Genomic DNA, 18,248 nt, shown 5'->3' with positions numbered 1-18,248 from the left:
TAGGAACCTATCCTTTTATGGAGTCCACCGAATGAACAAGCATCCACGCATCGCCATCGTCGGCGGCGGTCCCGGCGGCCTCACGCTGGCGCGCATCCTTCACCTCTCAGGCATCCAGGCCACCGTGTTCGAGCGCGAGGAAGACCCGCACTCGCGCCCGCAAGGCGGCACGCTGGATCTTCACGAAGACTCGGGCCTGCTCGCCATCGAGCGGGCTGGCCTGGGCGAGGCCTTTCGACGCGCAGCGCGCTATGAAGACCAAGGCTCGCGCCTGCTGGACAAGTCCGCCCGCGTGCTCTTCGAGGAACCCGACGCCTCCGCCGGCAACCGCCCCGAGATCGACCGCACGGCGCTGCGCGACATCCTGCTGAATTCGCTGCCGGCCGAATCCGTGCAATGGGGCCGTGCGCTGCGCGACCTGCGGCTGCAGGAGGGCGGGTGCTGGAACCTGCTGTTCGAAGACGGCGAAGCCGGCCCCTTCGACCTGGTCGTCGGCGCGGACGGCGCCTGGTCGCGCGTGCGGCCTCTGCTCTCGCCGTACAAGCCGCAGTACAGCGGCCTGACCTTCGTCGAGTTCGGCATCGACGACGTGGACAACAGCCACCCGACGCTCTCCAGGCTCGTGGGCCGCGGCAAGCTCGATGTGGAGGGCGACGGCAAGCTCCTCATCGCGCAGCGCAACGGCAATGCGCACATCCGCGGCTACGCGATCTTCCGCGTGCCGCCCGACTGGGCCACGAAGCGCTTCGACTTCGCGTCGCCCGCTTCGGTGCGCAGCGCGCTGATCGACGAGTTCGCGGGTTACGCCGATGCGCTCACCGACCTCTTCCGCGCCAGCAACGACCATTTCGTTCCCCGCCCCATCTACGCGCTGCCGGTCGGCCATTGCTGGACGCCCCGGCGCGGGCTCACGCTGCTGGGCGACGCGGCGCACCTGATGTCGCCCTTCGGCGGCGAAGGCGTGAACGCCGCCATGCTCGACGCCGTCGAGCTGGCCGCCGCGCTGACGAAGCAGGAAGACTGGGCCGGCGCGGTGGCCGCCCATGAAGCACGGATGTTCGAGCGCGTCGCCGAAGTGGCAGAGCGCTCGGCCGAAGGCGCGGCCATCCAGATGTCGCACATCGGTGAGGCACTGTCGCTGGAGCACCTGCGGCAGCACCGGGCATCCGCCACTGCCTGAACGCCACTGCCGGGCATCTCGGCATGTATCGATTTGACTTTATTTTAGATATATCTAAAATAATTTCCGACATACATCGAAAAGGATGCCCACCATGAGACATTTCCACTTTGGCCATCACCACTGCCGCACCGCGCGCGGCGAACATGAAGACGGCCTTTCCGGCGGTCGCGGACACCGTGGCGGGCGCGGCGGCGGCGGTGGCCGCGTGTTCGGCCACGGCGGCCTGCGCTTCGTGCTGCTGCAGCTCATCGCCGACAAGCCGGCCCACGGCTACGAACTGATCAAGGCCATCGAAGACCGCCTCGGCGGCAGCTACGCCCCGAGTCCCGGCGTGGTCTACCCCACGCTCACGCTGCTCGAGGAGCTTGGCTACCTCAGCGTGGAAACCGCCGACAACGGCGGGCGCAAGCGCTACAGCATCACCGCCAGCGGACAGGAGTTCCTCGCGTCCAACCGCGAAACGGCCGACGCCATGATGGCCCGCATGAGCGGCGGCGTCGACGGCGCCGGCCCGCGCGGCGGACGCCCCCCACAGGTCACGCGCGCCATCGAGAACCTCAAGCTCGCCATGCGCATGCGCCTTTCGGGCACGCCGCTCACGGAACAGCAGGCGCACGACTTCGCCGCCGTGCTCGACAGCGCCGCCCAGCAGATCGACAAGATCTGAGCCGCCACCACCGAATCTCAACCCGCCCTGCTCAGACAGGATTCATGCAATGACTGACTTCAGTACTTCGCAAACCGCCTCCGCACCCGACCGCACGCCGCGCCGGGTGCGCCACGAACTGCGCTTTCGCCAGCTCACGGTCAAGACCGTGCAGCGCGTGACGCCGCACCTGATCCGCGTGACGCTCACCGGCGACGACCTCGCGGGCTTCCACAGCCCCGGCTTCGACGACCACGCCAAGATCTTTTTCCCTGACACCGCCACCGGCAAGCTCGCGCTGCCGACCGCCGGCCCCGAAGGCCCGGTGTGGCCCGCCGGCGGGCGCCCCACCATGCGCGACTACACGCCTCGCCGCCATGACGCGAAGGCCGGCACGCTCGAAATCGACTTCGCGCTGCACGAAGCCGGCCCGGCCACGCAATGGGCCGAGCAGGCCAAGCCCGGCGACATCCTCGGCGTGGGCGGCCCGCGCGGCTCGTTCATCGTGCCGACCGAATTCGACTGGCACCTGCTGATCGGCGACGACACCGCCCTGCCCGCCATCGCACGCCGCCTGGCCGAACTGCCGGCCGGCGCGCGCGCGGTGGTGCTGGCGGAAGTCGACAGCGAAGCCGACGAACTGCCCTTCGAGACCCGCGCCGAACTCACGCTGCAATGGGTGCATCGCCGCGGCGCCGAGCCGGGCACCAGCCCCGTGCTGCTCGACGCGCTGAAGGCCGCGAAGCTGCCGGCCGGCGACTTCCACACCTGGGTCGGCTGCGAATCGGCCATCGCCAAGGCGCTGCGCGCGCATCTGGTGGGCGAGCGCGGTGCGAATCCGAAATGGACGCGGGCCTCGGGCTATTGGCGCCGCGGTGCGGAAGCGACGCACGACACGCACGACGAGTAAGCGGTATTGCTCCTTCCCCCGCTGGGGGAAGGTTGGGATGGGGGCAGGCGGCGCATCCAGCGCCGCGGCGGTTCAAAGGCCGCTGAGCCCCCACCCCTGCCCTCCCCCAGCGGGGGAGGGAGAAATTCAAAGTCAGTGCGGCACTTCCGCCGGCCCCGACGCAGCCGCACTCCGCTTGGGGCTGCGAATCAGCAACAGCAGCGGAATCGCCAGCACCGTGATGATCATCATGATCGCGAAGTCGTCCAGGTAACCCACCAGCGCCCCCTGCCGCGTCACCTCTGCATTGAGCAGCGCCAGCCCGGTCATCGTGTCCGGCGACATCATCTGCGGCAGTGTCGACAGCGCCTGGTTGCCCGGCGCCACCGTCGCGGCGATCTGCGCGTGCGCCTTGCTCGAGCCTTCGGTCAGCAGCGCCTGCACGATCGAGATGCCCACGCTGCTGCCGATGTTGCGCAGCAGGCTGAAGATCGGCGTGCCCTGGTTGCGCAGGCGCGGAGCCAGCGTGGCGAAGGTGGCGGTCGACAGCGGCACGAAGGTGAAGCCGATGCCCAGCCCCTGGATGAAGCCCGAGACGATGATCAGCGTGCTGTCCATCTGCAGCGTGAGCCGCGTCATCTGGTAGAGCGAGAACGCCGTGAGGCCGAAGCCCACGGCCATGATCGCACGCACGTCGACCTTCTGCACCAGCCGCCCGACGATGATCATCGCGATCATGGTTCCGACGCCCCGCGGCGCCGTCACCTGCCCCGTGTAGACCACCGGATAACCCATCAGCCCCTGCAGGAAGTTGGGCAGCAGTGCCATCGTGGCGAACAAGATCATGCCGACGATGAAGGCGAACAACAGCCCGGTGACGAAGTTGCGGTCTTTCAGCAGGTCGCGGTCGAAGAAGGACACGCCCTGCACCGTCCAGGTATGGACCACGAAGAAGCCGAAGGCCACCAGCGCGGCGGCGGCTTCGAGCTTGATTTCCCACGAGTCGAACCAGTCGAGCTGCTCGCCCCGGTCCAGAAAGAGCTGCAGCATGCCGATGGCCAGGCTCAGCGTCACGAAGCCGAAGATGTCGAGCTTCTCGCCCTGCGGCCGGCTCTCCGGCAGGTAGCGCGCGATGCCCCAGAAGGCGAAGATGCCCACCGGCAGGTTGATGAAGAACACCCAGCGCCAGTCGAAGTTCTCGGTGAGCCAGCCGCCCAGCAGCGGCCCCAGGATGGGCCCGACCATGATGCCCGCGCCCCAGATCGCCATTGCCTGGCCGACCTTCTCGCGCGGGTTGATGTCCAGCAGCACCGCCTGCGACAGCGGCACCAGCGCCGCGCCGAAAATGCCCTGCAACAGCCGCGCCGCCACGATGCCGACCAGCGAGGTCGCGAGCCCGCAAAGCGCCGAGGCCACGGTGAAGCCGATCACCGAGATGATGAACACGCGCCTGCGCCCCCAATGCCCGCAGAGCCAGCCCGTCAGCGGCAGCGCGATGGCCGAGGCCACGATGTACGAGGTCAGCACCCAGGTGATCTGGTCCTGCGAGGCCTGCAGGCTGCCCTGCATGTGCGGCAGCGCCACGTTGGCGATGGTGGTGTCCAGCGCCTGCATGATGGTCGCCAGCATGATCGAGATGGTGATCATCCCGCGGTGCGGCACCTTGGTTCCGGGCGCGACGCTCATGGCTTCCTGGCCTCCTTCGCGTCCTGGGGCGAGGTGATGTCGAGCAGGCTGCCGTGCACCCGGGTCAGCAGGCTCAAGAGCTGCGCGCGCTCGGCCTGCGACAGCACCGACATCACGCGGGCATTGAGCCCGTCGCTGATGCTCAGCGCGCCGTCGAGCGCCTTTTCGGCGCTGGGCTCCAGGTGGATCTTGTTGACGCGGCGGTCGGTCGGGCTGGGCTCGCGGCGGATCCAGCCGGCCGCGGCCATGCGGTCGCACAGGCCGGCCACCGCCATCGGCGTGAGGTCGAGGCGCAGCGCCAGTTCCGCCTGCGACAGCGGCTCGTCTTCGTCGTGCATGGCCAAGGCGCCGAGCAGGCGGCACTGGGCGCTGGTGAGGCCGATGCGCTCGCGCGCCAGGCGGTCGAACTCTTCGCTGTAGAGCTTGCCCACGCTCTTGACGAGAAAACCGAAGCGCTGGGTGAAGTCCCTTTTCATAAGGGACTAGATTATCTACATGTTTATTAGTTTGGCGTTAGCAACGACGGCCATCAGAGCCAGCCGGCGCGCCTGAAGCGGTAATACAGGTAACCGCAGGTGCTCACGATCAGCCCCAGCGCCACCGCGTAGCCGTAGCGGAATTTCAGTTCCGGCATGTTCTCGAAGTTCATGCCCCAGATGCCGGCAAAGGCGGTGCACACCGCGAAAATGCTGGCCCAGGCCGCGAGCCGCTTGGTGACCTCGCTCTCCTCGATCGTCACCATCGACAGGTTCACCTGGATCGCGGTTGCGATGGTGTCGCGCATCGCGTCGATGGAGCCGTTGATGCGCCCCAGGTGGTCGCCCACGTCGCGGAAGTATTCCTGCGAGCTCATGCAGATCTGCGGCACCCGCCCGCCGTGCATCTTGCCGGCCGCCTCCAGCAGCGGCGCCACCGCGCGCTTGAGCACCATGCTGCGGCGCTTCAGGTCGTAGAGCTGCTTGATCTTGTCCCGCGCCGCGCCGCCCTGCCCGAAGATCTGCTGCTCGATGGCCTCCAGCTCGACCTCCAGCGCGTCGATCACCGGAAAGTAGCGGTCGACCACCGCGTCCATCAGCGCATACAGCACGAAGCCCGCGCCGTTGCGCAGCAGCTCGGGCTCGCGCTCGCAGCGCTCGCGCACGCCCAGAAAACCCTGCTGGCTGCGGTTGCGCACCGACAGCACGTAGTTGGCGCCGACGAAGACGTCGACCTCGCCCACGTTGGTGCAGTGCTCGCCCTCGGGCGAGGGCTCCACCAGGTGCATTACCACAAAGAGCGAATCGCCGTATTCCTCCACTTTGGGGCGCTGGTGGCCGTGGTGGGCGTCTTCCACGGCCAGCGGGTGCAGGCCGAACTCTTTCTGCATCTCGCTGAGTTCGGCGTCTGAGGCGTCGCTCAGCGCCACCCAGACGAAGCAACCCGGCCGGGAGATGTAGTCGCTGATGTCCTCGACCGAAATGTCGGCGAGCTTGGAGCCGTTTTCATAGGCGACGCAATTGATGAGCATCGATACCCCCGCGCAGTTCACAGTAATCGGAGCTTCGATGGTGCCATGCCCCTGAAATCGGCTCCGGTCGGATAGAGTCCGGGGCTGCTTTGCCGGGCAGACGATGAGCGGCGCAACGCAGACGCCGCGCAGGACAGGGGGAGCCAGGAAGCCATGAGAACAAGTTCATTCGAGGGAGTGCGCCAGTGAAGCGCGATGTTCGCCTTGCGAAGCTGCTGCTGCTGGCCGTCGTGGTCTGCGTGTCGGCGGCCACCTGCTGGCAGCTCTGGTCGGCGCGCAGGCATACCCTGGCCGAGATCGACGTCAACAATCTCAACCTGGCCCAGGCGCTGAACACCTACTCCGAAGGCATCTTCACCGAGAGCGCCATGCTGCTGCTGGGCGTGGCCGAGCGGCTGGAGGCCGAAGGAGACGGCCCCGCGCACCTGCGGCGGGTGCAGGCGCTGGTCAGCCGCCAGGAGCACCTGCTGAACCAGCTCAACGGCCTGTCCATCCTCGACGCCCGGGGCGACTGGGTGATGCACTCCCGGGGCAGCTTTGCGCCGGGCACCAACAGCGCCGACCGCGCCTACTTCATCCACCACCGCGACAAGCGCTCGCAGGACATCTTCATCGGCTCGCCCGTGCGCAGCCAGTTCACCGGCGACTGGGTGATCACGGTCAGCAGGCGCCTGGAAGACGGCCAGGGCAACTTCGCCGGCGTGATCGTCGTGGCGCTGGGCATCGAGAACTTCCTGCGCGCCTTCGGCACCATCGACCTCGGCGGCAGCGGCGCCATCAGCCTGGCCACTTCGGGCGGGCAGTTGCTGGTGCGCTATCCATACCGCGAGCAGGATGTCGGCCGCGACTTTTCCAAGTCGCCCAATTTCCTGCGCCGCTATGCCGGCACGTCGGGCACCGCGTCCTTCCGCTCCAGCCTCGACGGTGTGCAGCGGCTCTACGCCTTTCGCACGAGCGAGCGCTACCCGCTGGTGACGACCGTGTCGCTCGGCAAGGACGACGCGCTGCAGGCCTGGCGGCGGCAGGCGCTGCTGACGCTGGGCGTCGTGGGCGCCTTGCTGGCGGTGGTGGCGGCGGTGGGCCGGCGGCTGATCATCAACATCCAGCGCCGCATGAGCGCCGAGGCCTCGCTGATGGCCGCGCGCGAAGACCTGCTGCAGGCCAACCGCCGGCTGGAGGTGCTGGCGACCCAGGACCAGCTCACCGGCCTGGCCAACCGCCGCAGCTTCGACGACGTCCTGGCGCGGGAATGCCGCCGCACCGCCCGCGAAGGCACGCCCCTTTCATTGCTGTTGCTGGACCTGGACTACTTCAAGCACTTCAACGACACCTACGGCCATGTGGCCGGCGACCGGTGCCTGCGGGCCGTCGCCGATGCATTGCAACAGGGCGTCAGGCGCCCGGGCGACCTGGTGGCGCGCTACGGCGGCGAAGAAGTGGCGATCATCCTGCCCAACACCGACCTGCCGGGCGCCCTGAGCGTTGCCGAGCAACTGCTCGAACGGGTTCGCGCCCTCGGCATCGCGCACGCCGCCAGCCCGCACGAACGGGTCACCCTCAGCATCGGCGCGGCCAGCCTGCACGGCATGCAGGCGAACCGGGCGGAACAGCGGCTCATCGAAGCCGCCGACCGCGCGCTGTACAGGGCCAAGGAAAGCGGGCGCAATCGTGCAATGGGCCACGAAGAGCCCGTGGATGCCTGAGGGCCGGCCGGACGCCGGCAACGACCCGGGGTCAAATGCACCGAACGTAAAATCCCCCGGGATTCCCACCCGTGCACATGCGAGCTCCGGCGCTGCGCTCCCCATGCACTCCCCCGACAAGCCCCCCAGTCCCGAGAAGGCGGGCGACCGCTCGATGGCGCCCGGCCCGGCCGGCCCGGCACACCGGTGGCACGGATCGCAAGTTATTGATTGAAATGAACAAGTCAGACGTCTCAGCGCACACTCCGATGATGGCAGGGCGTCTTCTCTAGGGAAAATCGAGGCCAACCACCTCAAGTTACGCCAAAAGCTACGCCAAACATGCTCTATCTCTTCGGCGATGAAAGCTCGTTCGGTAATGCGATCACGTATGGGCTAGTGATTGTGAAAGCCGAAGACCAAGAAAGGGTCTTAGCCGCACTAGGTGAAGTCAAGGAAATGTTCGGGGGCACGCCTGCTGATCGCATTCATTGCCGCGAACTGCTTAACAAACATGCGCGCGCAAAGACTGCATGGGCCTCGCTGAGTGACGGTGACGTGCTTCAACTTTTGGCGGTCACTGGCAATTACTTGCGAAATGCTGGAGCAGCATTCAACTTGGGACACATCGATCGCGCTGGCCTTCCACCTCACCTTGAGATTCCGATTCAAGGTTCACCCGTGAAGATCCTTGCTGAGGCAAAGCAGCTTGCCGCGTTCGCATACACCATCGCCCTTGCCGGTTTAGAGTGAGCGTCCAGTCCAACCATCTTGAAAGCCTGCTCGGAGCATAGGAGCCTAGTCCCCATCAACAACTCTTGGTGGACACGTGAGCACTATCCCCGATCAGCAAGCCGGCACACGCCGGCGACGTCGCATTCACAGCGACGAATTCAAGGCAAACGCTGTGGCCAGCTGCATGCAGCCGGGCATGTCGATGGCGGCGGTGGCAATGGCCCACGGCGTCAACGCGAATCTGCTGCGCCGATGGGTTCGCGACGCAGAGATGAACTCGGCAACCACCGTCGTCAGCGCGACCACCGTCGAGGGCCCCAAGGCGCAAGAAGCCAAGACAGTGTTCGTCCCGGTCAGCTTGCCGCCACCAGTGCAGCCGGCTCATAGCCCGGACGTTCGCATCGAGCTGCGACGTGGGCCGATCGCGGTCACCGTGACCTGGCCGGCGAGCGCCGCAAGCGAGTGCGCGGCCTGGATGCGCGAGTTGCTTCGATGATCCGCATCGACGCGATGTGGCTGGCCGCAGACCCTATCGACATGCGCGCCGGCGCCGAGCGCCTGTTGGCGCGCGTTGTGCAAGTCTTCGGCGCAGCGCAGGCGCACCATGGCTACCTGTTCGCGAACGCCCGCGGCACGCGTGTCAAGCTGCTGGTGCACGACGGCTTCGGCGTGTGGTGCGCGGCGCGCCGGCTCAACGCGGGGCGCTTCGTCTGGCCCAGCACGACCGATGCGACGCCTTTGCTGTCGCTCACACCTGCGCAGTTCGACGCCTTGGTCCTGGGCCTGCCCTGGCAGCGGCTTCCCGAGCTGAGCGTCATCACGCGAGCCTGAGGAGCCGGCGCCAACGCCAACGCCACCTGCCCCAAGCGTTGACGGGGGATGTGCCGATGTTGGCATCGGCGTGCACTGGCATCATTCAACGCATGCTTGGTGCGCGTGATCTTCCTGTAGCGAATCCTTCGGGACTGTCCGCCGAGACAGCTGCGCTGGTTGCTCAGCTGCTCCAGCGGGTGCAAGACCAGCAGCAGCAACTGGCCGAGCATGGCCGTGTCCTTGCGCAGCGCGACCAGGCGCTCGCCGAGCGCGACGCGCTGCTGCAGCGCAAGGACCGCGAGATCGCCCTGCGCGAGGCCAAGATCGAGAAGATCACCTTCGAGCTGGCCAGGCTCAAGCGCTGGAAGTTCGGCGCCAAGTCCGAGGCCATGAACGCCGAGCAGCGCCGCCTGTTCGAGGAGACGCTGGCCGAGGACGAGGCGGGCCTGCGCGAGCAGCTCGAGCGGCTTCGGCGTGAAGCCGCCGCGGCTGCGGCCGCCGCAGCAGCCTCGGACACAACGACCAAGGCGCCCTCGCGCCGGCCGCGCCGCAACCCGTTCCCCGATCACTTGCGCCGTGTCGAACACCACCACGAGCCCGAGCGCACCGACTGCCTGGAGCCCGGCTGCGGGCGCCCGATGACGCGCATCGGCCAGGAGGTCAGCGAGCGCCTGGACATCGTGCCGGCCGAGTTCTTCGTGCACCGCCACATCTATGGCAAGTGGGCCTGCCGCTGCTGCCAGGTGCTGCGCCAGGCGCCCAGCGTGGCAGAGGTCATCGAAGGCGGTATCGCTGCCAGCGGCTTCGTCGCGCACACGCTGATCAGCCGCTTCGTGGACCACATGCCGTACTACCGGCAAACGACCATCAACGCCCGCAGCGGCGTGCACACACCGCGCTCCACGCTGGCGTCCATCACCGGCCAGGCCGGCGCGGCGCTGCAGCCGCTGCACGAGGCGCACAGGCGCTTCATCCTCAGCTGTGCGGTGCTGCACGCCGATGAGACACCCGTGTCCCTGCTGGACCCAGGCGCGGGCAAGACGCGAAGAGCCTACGTCTGGGCCTACGCCAGAAGCTGGCACGACAAGGTGCCTGGGGTGATCTACGAGTTCTGCCCGGGACGCGGGGCGCAGTACCCGCTGGCCTTCCTGGGAGGCCGAGAGAGACACGGCAGACGATGGTCGGGCACGCTGCTGAGTGACCGCTACAGCGCCTACGAGACTGTGGTCGATCCCCGGCTGTATCCGGACCGCCTGGGCGCCGCCTGCGCCGCGCACGCGCGCCGCAACTTCGAAGAGTTGACGCACGACGGCACCAGCGTGGTGGGCCTGGAGGCGGTGCGTCGCTTCGCGCGCATCTATGGCGTCGAGGCGCAGCTCCAAGACCTCAGCGACGATGATCGCCGGGCACAACGCCAGCAGCTCGCCAGGCCGCTGTGGGAAGAGCTCAAGCACTGGCTGCAACTGGAGCGCAGGCTGGTGGCCGACGGCGGCCCGACGGCCAAGGCCATCGACTACACGCTGGGGCACTGGACCGCGCTGACGCGCCACCTGAACGACGGCGCGGTCGCCATCGACAACAACCACCTGGAGCGCCAAATCAAACCGTGGGCGATGGGTCGCCGGGCATGGATGTTCGTGGGCAGCGAACTGGCCGGCCAGCGAGCGGCCATCGTGATGAGCCTGGTGCAGTCGGCGCGCCTGAACGGCCACGACCCTGGGCCTACCTGCGCGACGTGCTGCAGCGCCTGCCGACGCAGCGCGCCAGCCAGATCGAGGACTTGCTGCCGCACCGATGGCAGCCCGCGTGCGACGCAGCACCATGACCTTGCTCACGCAGACCGTGATGGTCCGGGCGAACATCGACGTCGACCGCATGAGCGCGCAGCAGAAGGTTGATCTGGCTGACGAAATCCACGTCCAGCAGCCCAACCTGCTGGCCTCCATCCTTGTGTTGCCTCGCTACGGGGTCGACATGCTGCAGCTTGAAGTGCCCATCCACGTTCTGCTGGTCGCCTTCCAGGCCATGAAGCACTGCGGGCACGCCGTGCCGACGATCTCTGAAGACGTCCAGGAAACCTCCTTGCGGCGGCTGACGGCGACGATGGAGTTCACCGAAGGCGTGCCGCCAGCCCTCGTCGAGCAGATGATCACGAAGTCCTGCGTCGACCACCCTGAGCGCTACCTGCTTGCGTTCGTGTACGGCTATCTCGGCGAGCACGATCTGTTGCGCGTGAGAACTGACGCCGAGAAGTTCTTGCTGCTGGCCGCCCTCAGCCTCGTGGAGTGTGTGGCCTACGTCGGAGCACAGCTGCAGTCCAAGTGACCCGCGTGCGGCCGGTCAAGATGGTCGGACTGGACGCTCACGGTTTAGAAAACGAAGAATTCCGCCTTTGGATCGACCCGGATCACACAAAGATCGAATGGGGTACAGGCAGGCGCCAAGCCAGCAGAATGCCAGTCACTCACGAGGGCAGATCAATCACGCCGGAGGCGTTCGAAGGAGACAAGCCCATGCTCCTCGATGTCGCCGACGCACTTGCATATTCAGCTGCCCATTTTTTGAGCTCTACGTCGAAAGACTCTCGATTCGAACAATCGTTTCTATCGTTCGGGGCCTCCCCGCGCTCGATCGACTTCCACTATCAAGTCTTCCCGGAGTAAATAGAGCTGCCGCATCGCGCGCAACAATTAAAACGACAAAAGCCCCCAACGCCAGCGGCCCTTGTTCATGGCGGTGCGGACGTTTGCACGAGATCCGCGTAGCGCACTCCGGTGTCAAGGTCGATGGCGTCGCGGTGCTGCAATTGCTGACCGGCTTATCACTCATCCTGGATTTCGTTGTGAACGTTCGACGCAGACTTGATGCGGTTGGGCATGTAGCCCCTTCGCCGCTCAGCCTGACCATCACGCGCGAGCATCCAGAAGACAAATAACGTGCACCTTTAAGTTGCGACCGGCCCCGCGCCGAACAGCTCGACAGACGGCACCTTCAGCACTTCCCTCGCCTCCTCGACCGTGCGCGAAGTCGTTGGCATACTAAGAGCATGAATGCAGAACGACTTGCTTGGCCGTTGGGGTGGGTGCACCAGCTCGAAAACGGCTACTTCGTTGACGAAACGCGACAGGTTCAGATTGACAAGAACGTGCAGCGCTTCCCTGGAAATCCCTCACAGCGCTTTGAACTGCAGAACGGCGACATCGGCAGCGAAGACAAAAAAAGAACGGTGCAATCCGAACGTTGTGAGATGTCCGAACAAGGAGAGCGGCAAACTCGCGGCGATGAATGTTGGTACGGCTGGTCATTCATGGTCCCAAGGGACTTTCCCGAAGCAAATCAGGTTCCCGACTCGTCCAATCAAGTGACGCTGGCTCAGTTCCATCAAGAACCACTCGATCGCACCAAGAAGGAGAATTGGCACCCTGCTTGGATGTTTGGCAAACGGATTGGAGGGCCTTTTTGCGTGAGGCTGTTTCCAACGATTCACCTTGCAAAGGCAACTTGGTGGTCGTTGATCGAGCATGACGGTTTCACTGGGAAATGGCACGACATCATGGTGTATGCCAAATGGTGCAGCGAAGGTGATGGCGCTTTTCTTGTTTGGGTCAACGGCGTGCAGAAGATGGCTTACTTCGGTAAGACCTGCAGCGAACACGACGGTCTGATCTACCACAAGTACGGCATCTATCGAGCCCACCACTCATTAAATCGGACTGCGATCGCATACTACTCTCAGCTACGCAAGAGCAAGAACCAGGCGGAAGTAAGGGTTTCAGCCTCGTGATTTCCGCGTCCGCACACGGAGCAGTCCTTTGCTCCGCGAGATTTTCTACACAAGTCAAACAGACATTTTTCCCACCGAAACCACTACCTTTTACACGCCGCCCTGGTACAGCGAAAAGACCCGCGAGAAGCGCCCATTGCCGATGATACCGAGCGACTACAAGGTCACGCGAGGCGCGCCGTGCGAGCGGTGGACGGTCACCTCGTTGAAGATGGTCGAGGTGGTCTATTGCGGAATCGGGCCAGTCGAGATCCTGCGCGGCGGCCAAGTCAAAGGGTAGTGCAGATCAGCCAATGCACATGCACCAGCCGCCCAGGCAGATGCTGCAGTGGAGTAGACCGTCTCGTCCGTGATCACCGGACGAAAGCTCAGCAAATCGTTGGGCTCATCAACTGCGACCAACACTGTGAAGTGAAAGGAGCCCTCCTCTAACTCGTTGACAGTAAGCGCTCATCTCCCCGATCCCATCATTTGCATCCCCCTTTTGCAGGGGCAGTTGTACGGCGAGTAGGCAGTAGACACTGTGAACGATGGTCAGTCGCCTGGAAATAATTCTCGGTGCCATGCAAAACGTGGCGAGCCTGCCCGCTGACTCGGGCCGCCGGTAGTACAAAGGCCGGTCTGCTTTCTGAACATTGGAAGACTTCCTGATCGCAAGATCATCCACCCGCTTCGGCGGGTGTTTTTTGGGGCGAGATCAATCCGCTACGCGGCGTCCACAGCACAAGGCGCACATCACTGCACCTCAACTCCTGGCAGTAGCTCCATGCCGACCCGCTGCGTTAGCTCCCCGTAGCTGATAGGCCGTCCGGCGCGGGCGTCTTCGGAATTCGGTTGCCAATGCGCCCAGGCCTTGCCCGTTCTCTCGTCGTAGACAAGCTTGAAAAGGTGCGTGGGCACACGCACACGGTTGGCCCCCACCATCTGGCTTTGGGGGCCAAACACCGGTCCCGTAATCACAAACACATTGCCCTTAGCGCGCGGCACGTACCGACGTGTGTCCTGCTCAATCTTGGACCAGGCACCCGAGTTCTGCGTCGGGTTCTGAGGGACCATGTTCGCCAGCGAAAAGCTCTGGGCCATGGCCGTCGGATTCGGCATGTCGCCTGCTGGGGCCATGTGTCCGCGGGCATAGCCAGAGCCCTTGTAGTCGCTCAGCTCCGCGCGCTCACTGCGCGGCAGTCGGGCATCTGCAAAGAACTTGTTGGTGCGCTTCTCGTTGGCATCCTCGATGCTCGCTCGAGTAAGCCGCTCGGCAACGAAAACCGGTGTCTTGCTCGCGCCGCTGTGCAGTATCGCGAAAGCCTCATAGCAAAGCTCGCGCTGCATGGGGGCCGCGGGAAACGTCTCAGGGCGTATGCATCCAGAACAATTCGTACGATAGCCGCAAGACACACGATGCACCGAGCAAAACGGGCAGCCCAACCTCAAGCAACAGCCAGCGTGTGCTCTGACTTTTAAGAAGCAACCGGTAGGCATTATCGAATCTCTCAAGTGCAACCGGCGGAGTTGGACTTTCGAGAACATCTTTTACCGCCCCCAATTCTGTCCTTAGTAATTTTATTTCTGAGAGACTCCTATTGAGCCCCACGATTGCGTCGGCGACCGGCGACCGGGCGTCCTGAATCTTGACCGTCGAAAAGTAATTTTCGAGGTCGGCAACAACATGCTCCAACCTCAACTGCGAGGTTTGACTAGGAAATCGCCTGGAGGCCACTTGCCACCAATTGTGCAGGGAGGACTGCTGAGGATCATTCACATAGTCAAAATCGTTGTTCTGAAAGGCGCCCCTTCCGCTGTACAAGATGCCTGAGCCTGTTAGGCGGATACGCCAGCCGTGAAACGCGTCGAACATCAACCAGACAAAATGAACAAGCATGTAGGTGTTGATCGCCAGCAGTCCAACTTTGAGCTTCTGCGTCGAGAGCTTTTGCAAAGTCAAGCCAAAAAATGATTGACTCTCCGCTGCCTGCACCCCCAAAAAAAGGATTGCAACGGTGATCGTCGACGCAAGCATTAAGTTTTGACGGATCTTGGAGACAAAGTCTGTCATCTCCAAAGCCACAGGCTTCGAAAAAACTTCGCGAACTGCGTTTAGTCGCTCCTGAACTTGCTTTTCTGAGTGAGAGTCTTTTTCCACGTCGAATCCTCCGCCATTTGGGCGCTGGTGATCGTAGTCGGTTTCATCAACGAGTTCTGCTCCGTTCCCGTCAAGCGGGTTGGCTGGTTGATAGTTCTAGGAAGAATTTGGAAGGCTGCGCGCCCGGCTACAGTCGGCCCATCCAGCCGTTCCCATTGAGCCCAATGTGAGGCTTAGCGCTGCACAAAAACGTAGCCCCAAAATGCGACTCCTAACGCAGAAATCATGTAGCAGCGCTGAGGACCACCAAATCTCACTCGGCGACGATCCAAAGGAGCATCAGATGTGCTATCGAACTATGCGTGGTGTAGCGCTGGCCACGACCACCCTTATGTTGCTGTTGGCAGTCTTTCCAGCGAGTGCTCTCAACGCATTTGGCTTCACCCAAGCTATGACGCCACAGCAGGTTGCACGCGCATCTACGAACCTTGGCATCGCCAAGTGGTTCGGAAAATCCTTGATCGTTCAGGCGCAGGACGACGTGGACCACAGCTACTTGTTCAACTTCTGCAATGACCGGCTCTACTCCGCGAGTCAGACGTTTCCTGCCAACTTCGAACGCATGGCGGGCTTCATTGACCAAACGATTCAGCAGTATGGTCAGCCGATGTTCGTGAGCGCGGTTGGTGGTATGGGTTCGTCGGGCTTTATTCGACCCATCAACCTTTACTGGAAGCTCGGCGAGAGCGACTATTTGCGGTTAATGCAGTTGGAGCGAACATATGCGCTCGTGTACGAGACGAAGAACACCTGCACCAAAGTTCCGGGCTAGCCAGATGCAGGGCATCTTATGAAAACTGTTCCCGAACGGTCCATTCAGGCCTCGTAGTGGGACTCCAGAGCCTCATTCGGCAATCAAATTTCTGTCGTTCCTGACAATCCTCAGCAGCACGCCGACCTCGGCGTCTCGCTGCTCAACAATGAGTCGACCTCGTTCAAGTAGCTCTCGACCTCGCGCAGCCATCCCTGCGAAGACCGCGGATCGATCCGCGATGCGGACGCAGGCAGCGGGGTCGGTTGCGGCTTGGTCCCGATCACGGGCGGCGTAGGCAGCGTACTGCTGGCGCACCCGCTCAACATCGCCAGCAGCAGCGCGGCGGCGGACATCGAGCGCGGCCACCTTCTGTTCGTAAGCATCAAAGTTCTCCTGTTGGTTTTTGGCATGGCCCGCTTGCATTGCAAGCACACGCCGCAGGTCATCAAGCGCGGCAAGCGCGCGGCGGGTGTTCTCGGACTGCCGGTCGAGCTTTTCGTCTGATACGGCCTTCTGCGCCGCCGATGTCTCGGCCTTGGCCTTGAGCACTTGTGTTCGCTCGATGCCTGCCACCGCTACCGCGAGAAGAAGCAGCAACGCCCACAACCACGACGGCACGATGTCGAGGAACCTGGTCATTTGCTCAGCACCTTGCAGGCGCGCGCAGTAGCCGCCTTGCGCTCGGCCAGCTTCAACCGCTTCGGCCCGTTGACGCGCCCTGTCAGATCGTAGACATCACCCCGCTCGGCTGCCGGCAAACAGTCCTTGTAGATCGCGAAGAACCAACACGCCGACATCGCCGCATGCTGCGGCTCGAGCAGCAGCGCAGGGTTCGCACGCAAACCCACACCAAGCGCCTTGCCAGCCGCGACATAGGCGTCTTCCCACGTGAGCTGGATCAAGCCGCGCCCGTGGAAGCCCTTGTAGCGAAGCTGGCTCAAGCCCTTCGGGTTGCGCGTGTAGTCCTCGGCGCGATAGCCGCCCTGCACGAACAGGCTCGGAAAAATCTCGCGCAGCCGGTCGGCCGTTGTGTAGTTGAGGTTTTCTTCGACCTTGGCCAGCGCCTCGGATTCGATGACGAGCTGGCCGAGGAAGCCCGCCATCGCGTTCGGCGTGTGGATGCCGAAGCGGTTCATCCCATCGGCCAGGTACAGGGTGTAGCGCTCGGCGTTGGCGCGCGTGGCGCCAATGCAGTCGATGAGGGTCTGGGTGTCGATCATGGTTTCTTGAATTCCTTCGCCGCCGTCTTGGCGGCCTGGTTGGCTGTCTGTGCTGCGGTCTGCGCGGTGCTGGCGGCCTCGCCCGCCGCTTGCGCCGCGCTCGCTGCCGTGTCCGCCGCCGTGTTCACGCGGCTGGCCAGGGAGGCAAGCTGCATCATCCGCTCTGCCGGGATCGTCTTCAGCGCCTGGGCACTGGTGAACGACATGCCGTCGCGCGGGTCGCCTTTGTAGACGAGATAGTTCGTGGCTTCGCCCCACGCATTCGACTGGATGCCTTGGCGGATGTTGCGCCCGAGGTCGTCGTAGTCCAGTGGTACGAAGTCGGCCTCGAACAACTCGAGCGAGAGCGGGACATTCGAGCCGTGCTTCAGGAAGGGCACCGGGCCAAGCAGCTTCTGCGCGAACATCTCGCCATCGCGCAGCCAGGTGTAGACCGCCATGCGCTGGGCCAGTGACCACCGGTAGCGACCGGTGACCTCGGGCTTACGCTGCCACTTGCGCCAGGCTTCGCGCAGCGCGGTGGCGTATTCGGTGTGGATCGATCCGTCTGCACGCCGGGGCTGTGGTTCGACCGCGATGCCGCCGGGACCAACGACGCTGTTCACCATCACCCGCAGCGCGCCACGGCAGATGTCGTGATCGCGCTCCAGGGCTCGGGCGTGCGCGCGAAGCGCTGCGGCACTGTTGCCGACCAGCACGTTGGGCGCGCTGTTGTCGGCGCGGCGCCGGCGCTGCTTACTGGGCTTGGCGCCCTCGTACATCGAGAGCACCCTGCGAGCTTGGGCGCGTTGGACAGCCCGCACGGGGTTGTACGCCGCGACGACGCGATCTAGAAAGTTCATTCACCACCCCCATCGAATCGCGCAACGGAGAACGAGGGACCGGAGCCCCGGCGGCCGCTGCGTTCGGCAGCGACGCGGCGCTCCCATTCGATGCGGCCTTTGCGGATGTCGGCGAGATTCTCGTAGCCCAGCGTGCGGGGGCCTGAAGCGGTGGAGAAGCTGACTGTTTTGCCGAGCAGGATGTCAGCCTCGGCGGCCATGTACTTGGCGAGCATTTCGGTGGCGATGGTCATTCGACCACCGTAGCTTCGCCTCTGTCCGGTTTCTAGGGGAAAAACCGGACAGTCATGCACGGAACCGCCGTGAAGCTTTCGAGCGCCGGCCCCGGAGCGCTCCGAATCAAGTGAGCAAACGGCCCTTTGCGGCG

General features: G+C 64.1%; 22 protein-coding genes and 1 pseudogene. 14 read left to right on the top strand and 9 right to left on the bottom strand.

Features of this window, described 5'->3' with window-relative positions; all coding sequences use genetic code 11:
- The first annotated feature begins 31 nt into the window (after nucleotides 1–31).
- The 3 genes from L3V85_RS13455 (at nucleotide 32) to L3V85_RS13445 (ending at nucleotide 2,739) form a co-directional block, all read left to right on the top strand.
- Complete coding sequence (locus tag L3V85_RS13455; RefSeq protein ID WP_237679688.1) at nucleotides 32–1,180, top strand: FAD-dependent oxidoreductase; 1,149 nt, start codon at nucleotides 32–34, stop codon at nucleotides 1,178–1,180.
- 94 nt (nucleotides 1,181–1,274) lie between these two features.
- A complete protein-coding gene (locus L3V85_RS13450) occupies nucleotides 1,275–1,850 on the top strand; it encodes a PadR family transcriptional regulator (RefSeq protein WP_237679687.1) in 576 nt (191 codons plus the stop codon).
- 49 nt (nucleotides 1,851–1,899) lie between these two features.
- A complete protein-coding gene (locus tag L3V85_RS13445; protein WP_237679686.1) occupies nucleotides 1,900–2,739 on the top strand; it encodes a siderophore-interacting protein in 840 nt (279 codons plus the stop codon).
- A 132-nt stretch (nucleotides 2,740–2,871) separates the two neighbouring features.
- Here the strand turns inward: L3V85_RS13445 and L3V85_RS13440 are convergent, their stop codons facing one another.
- The 3 genes from L3V85_RS13440 to L3V85_RS13430 are packed head-to-tail and all read right to left on the bottom strand — an operon-like array spanning nucleotide 2,872 to nucleotide 5,911.
- On the bottom strand, nucleotides 2,872–4,404 hold the full coding sequence (locus L3V85_RS13440; protein ID WP_237679685.1) for a DHA2 family efflux MFS transporter permease subunit: 1,533 nt from the start codon (nucleotides 4,402–4,404) through the stop codon (nucleotides 2,872–2,874).
- Nucleotides 4,401–4,880: a MarR family winged helix-turn-helix transcriptional regulator gene (locus tag L3V85_RS13435; RefSeq protein WP_237679684.1), complete on the bottom strand. Its 480-nt coding sequence runs from the start codon at nucleotides 4,878–4,880 to the stop codon at nucleotides 4,401–4,403. The genes L3V85_RS13440 and L3V85_RS13435 overlap by 4 nt, the downstream gene beginning before the upstream one ends.
- Before the next feature lie 53 nt (nucleotides 4,881–4,933).
- Nucleotides 4,934–5,911, bottom strand: coding sequence for a magnesium and cobalt transport protein CorA (locus tag L3V85_RS13430; protein ID WP_237679683.1), 978 nt, complete (start codon nucleotides 5,909–5,911; stop codon nucleotides 4,934–4,936).
- Nucleotides 5,912–6,096: 185 nt separating this feature from the next.
- Here L3V85_RS13430 and L3V85_RS13425 point away from each other — a divergent pair, with 185 nt between their 5' ends.
- From L3V85_RS13425 to L3V85_RS13380, 10 genes and pseudogenes are all read left to right on the top strand, one after another.
- On the top strand, nucleotides 6,097–7,614 hold the full coding sequence (locus tag L3V85_RS13425; RefSeq protein WP_237679682.1) for a sensor domain-containing diguanylate cyclase: 1,518 nt from the start codon (nucleotides 6,097–6,099) through the stop codon (nucleotides 7,612–7,614).
- A 321-nt stretch (nucleotides 7,615–7,935) separates the two neighbouring features.
- Nucleotides 7,936–8,346 carry a hypothetical protein gene (locus L3V85_RS13420; protein WP_237679681.1) on the top strand — a complete coding sequence of 137 codons (411 nt, stop codon included), beginning with the start codon at nucleotides 7,936–7,938 and terminating at the stop codon, nucleotides 8,344–8,346.
- Between the two features lie 76 nt (nucleotides 8,347–8,422).
- Nucleotides 8,423–8,824, top strand: a complete 402-nt coding sequence (gene tnpA, locus L3V85_RS13415) for an IS66-like element accessory protein TnpA (RefSeq protein ID WP_237677820.1) — start codon at nucleotides 8,423–8,425, stop codon at nucleotides 8,822–8,824.
- Nucleotides 8,821–9,159: an IS66 family insertion sequence element accessory protein TnpB gene (gene tnpB, locus L3V85_RS13410; protein WP_237677819.1), complete on the top strand. Its 339-nt coding sequence runs from the start codon at nucleotides 8,821–8,823 to the stop codon at nucleotides 9,157–9,159. Before tnpA ends, tnpB begins: the two co-directional genes overlap by 4 nt.
- Nucleotides 9,160–9,215: 56 nt before the next feature.
- Nucleotides 9,216–10,799 (top strand): annotated as a pseudogene (gene tnpC / locus L3V85_RS13405) (IS66 family transposase); the annotation flags it as partial.
- Nucleotides 10,769–10,966 carry a transposase domain-containing protein gene (locus L3V85_RS13400; RefSeq protein WP_237677816.1) on the top strand — a complete coding sequence of 66 codons (198 nt, stop codon included), beginning with the start codon at nucleotides 10,769–10,771 and terminating at the stop codon, nucleotides 10,964–10,966. The pseudogene tnpC and the gene L3V85_RS13400, both read left to right, overlap by 31 nt.
- Nucleotides 10,963–11,466, top strand: coding sequence for a hypothetical protein (locus L3V85_RS13395; protein WP_237677815.1), 504 nt, complete (start codon nucleotides 10,963–10,965; stop codon nucleotides 11,464–11,466). Before L3V85_RS13400 ends, L3V85_RS13395 begins: the two co-directional genes overlap by 4 nt.
- Before the next feature lie 421 nt (nucleotides 11,467–11,887).
- Complete coding sequence (locus L3V85_RS13390; protein ID WP_237679680.1) at nucleotides 11,888–12,076, top strand: hypothetical protein; 189 nt, start codon at nucleotides 11,888–11,890, stop codon at nucleotides 12,074–12,076.
- Nucleotides 12,077–12,187: 111 nt separating this feature from the next.
- Nucleotides 12,188–12,925, top strand: coding sequence for a heparin lyase I family protein (locus L3V85_RS13385; RefSeq protein ID WP_237679679.1), 738 nt, complete (start codon nucleotides 12,188–12,190; stop codon nucleotides 12,923–12,925).
- A 28-nt stretch (nucleotides 12,926–12,953) separates the two neighbouring features.
- A complete protein-coding gene (locus L3V85_RS13380; RefSeq protein WP_237679678.1) occupies nucleotides 12,954–13,205 on the top strand; it encodes a hypothetical protein in 252 nt (83 codons plus the stop codon).
- Nucleotides 13,206–13,660: 455 nt separating this feature from the next.
- Here the strand turns inward: L3V85_RS13380 and L3V85_RS13375 are convergent, their stop codons facing one another.
- Nucleotides 13,661–14,320, bottom strand: coding sequence for a DNA/RNA non-specific endonuclease (locus L3V85_RS13375; protein ID WP_414080212.1), 660 nt, complete (start codon nucleotides 14,318–14,320; stop codon nucleotides 13,661–13,663).
- Nucleotides 14,274–15,065, bottom strand: a complete 792-nt coding sequence (locus L3V85_RS13370; protein WP_237679677.1) for a hypothetical protein — start codon at nucleotides 15,063–15,065, stop codon at nucleotides 14,274–14,276. Before L3V85_RS13370 ends, L3V85_RS13375 begins: the two co-directional genes overlap by 47 nt.
- Before the next feature lie 283 nt (nucleotides 15,066–15,348).
- On the opposite strand from L3V85_RS13370, the gene L3V85_RS13365 reads away from it, so the two are divergent.
- Nucleotides 15,349–15,837: a hypothetical protein gene (locus tag L3V85_RS13365; RefSeq protein ID WP_237679676.1), complete on the top strand. Its 489-nt coding sequence runs from the start codon at nucleotides 15,349–15,351 to the stop codon at nucleotides 15,835–15,837.
- 72 nt (nucleotides 15,838–15,909) lie between these two features.
- Here L3V85_RS13365 and L3V85_RS13360 read toward each other — a convergent pair whose 3' ends face one another.
- From L3V85_RS13360 to L3V85_RS13345, 4 genes are read right to left on the bottom strand one after another with little or no spacing between them, the layout of a single operon-like run.
- The gene (locus L3V85_RS13360; RefSeq protein WP_237679675.1) at nucleotides 15,910–16,458 is read right to left on the bottom strand and encodes a hypothetical protein; all 549 of its coding nucleotides are present in this window, start codon (nucleotides 16,456–16,458) and stop codon (nucleotides 15,910–15,912) included.
- Nucleotides 16,455–17,039: a glycoside hydrolase family 19 protein gene (locus L3V85_RS13355; protein ID WP_237679674.1), complete on the bottom strand. Its 585-nt coding sequence runs from the start codon at nucleotides 17,037–17,039 to the stop codon at nucleotides 16,455–16,457. The genes L3V85_RS13360 and L3V85_RS13355 overlap by 4 nt, the downstream gene beginning before the upstream one ends.
- Nucleotides 17,036–17,881, bottom strand: coding sequence for a phage portal protein (locus L3V85_RS13350; protein WP_237679673.1), 846 nt, complete (start codon nucleotides 17,879–17,881; stop codon nucleotides 17,036–17,038). Before L3V85_RS13350 ends, L3V85_RS13355 begins: the two co-directional genes overlap by 4 nt.
- Entirely contained in the window at nucleotides 17,878–18,114 is a 237-nt protein-coding gene (locus tag L3V85_RS13345; protein WP_237679672.1) for a hypothetical protein, read from the bottom strand. Before L3V85_RS13345 ends, L3V85_RS13350 begins: the two co-directional genes overlap by 4 nt.
- Nucleotides 18,115–18,248: the final 134 nt, after the last annotated feature.

This window comes from Variovorax paradoxus (genome assembly GCF_022009635.1).
Taxonomy (GTDB): Bacteria; Pseudomonadota; Gammaproteobacteria; order Burkholderiales; family Burkholderiaceae_C; genus Variovorax.
This window is presented reverse-complemented; position numbering and strand designations above follow the sequence as displayed.

What these genes read in the sequence shown, in the direction of transcription:
- L3V85_RS13455 (WP_237679688.1), top strand. Translation starts at nt 32, where the DNA reads ATGAACAAGCATCCACGCATCGCCATCGTCGGCGGCGGTCCCGGCGGC.
- L3V85_RS13450 (WP_237679687.1), top strand. Translation starts at nt 1,275, where the DNA reads ATGAGACATTTCCACTTTGGCCATCACCACTGCCGCACCGCGCGCGGC.
- L3V85_RS13445 (WP_237679686.1), top strand. Translation starts at nt 1,900, where the DNA reads ATGACTGACTTCAGTACTTCGCAAACCGCCTCCGCACCCGACCGCACG.
- L3V85_RS13440 (WP_237679685.1), bottom strand. Translation starts at nt 4,404, where the DNA reads ATGAGCGTCGCGCCCGGAACCAAGGTGCCGCACCGCGGGATGATCACC.
- L3V85_RS13435 (WP_237679684.1), bottom strand. Translation starts at nt 4,880, where the DNA reads ATGAAAAGGGACTTCACCCAGCGCTTCGGTTTTCTCGTCAAGAGCGTG.
- L3V85_RS13430 (WP_237679683.1), bottom strand. Translation starts at nt 5,911, where the DNA reads ATGCTCATCAATTGCGTCGCCTATGAAAACGGCTCCAAGCTCGCCGAC.
- L3V85_RS13420 (WP_237679681.1), top strand. Translation starts at nt 7,936, where the DNA reads ATGCTCTATCTCTTCGGCGATGAAAGCTCGTTCGGTAATGCGATCACG.
- tnpB (WP_237677819.1), top strand. Translation starts at nt 8,821, where the DNA reads ATGATCCGCATCGACGCGATGTGGCTGGCCGCAGACCCTATCGACATG.
- L3V85_RS13400 (WP_237677816.1), top strand. Translation starts at nt 10,769, where the DNA reads ATGGATGTTCGTGGGCAGCGAACTGGCCGGCCAGCGAGCGGCCATCGT.
- L3V85_RS13395 (WP_237677815.1), top strand. Translation starts at nt 10,963, where the DNA reads ATGACCTTGCTCACGCAGACCGTGATGGTCCGGGCGAACATCGACGTC.
- L3V85_RS13385 (WP_237679679.1), top strand. Translation starts at nt 12,188, where the DNA reads ATGAATGCAGAACGACTTGCTTGGCCGTTGGGGTGGGTGCACCAGCTC.
- L3V85_RS13365 (WP_237679676.1), top strand. Translation starts at nt 15,349, where the DNA reads ATGTGCTATCGAACTATGCGTGGTGTAGCGCTGGCCACGACCACCCTT.
- L3V85_RS13360 (WP_237679675.1), bottom strand. Translation starts at nt 16,458, where the DNA reads ATGACCAGGTTCCTCGACATCGTGCCGTCGTGGTTGTGGGCGTTGCTG.
- L3V85_RS13355 (WP_237679674.1), bottom strand. Translation starts at nt 17,039, where the DNA reads ATGATCGACACCCAGACCCTCATCGACTGCATTGGCGCCACGCGCGCC.
- L3V85_RS13350 (WP_237679673.1), bottom strand. Translation starts at nt 17,881, where the DNA reads ATGAACTTTCTAGATCGCGTCGTCGCGGCGTACAACCCCGTGCGGGCT.
- L3V85_RS13345 (WP_237679672.1), bottom strand. Translation starts at nt 18,114, where the DNA reads ATGACCATCGCCACCGAAATGCTCGCCAAGTACATGGCCGCCGAGGCT.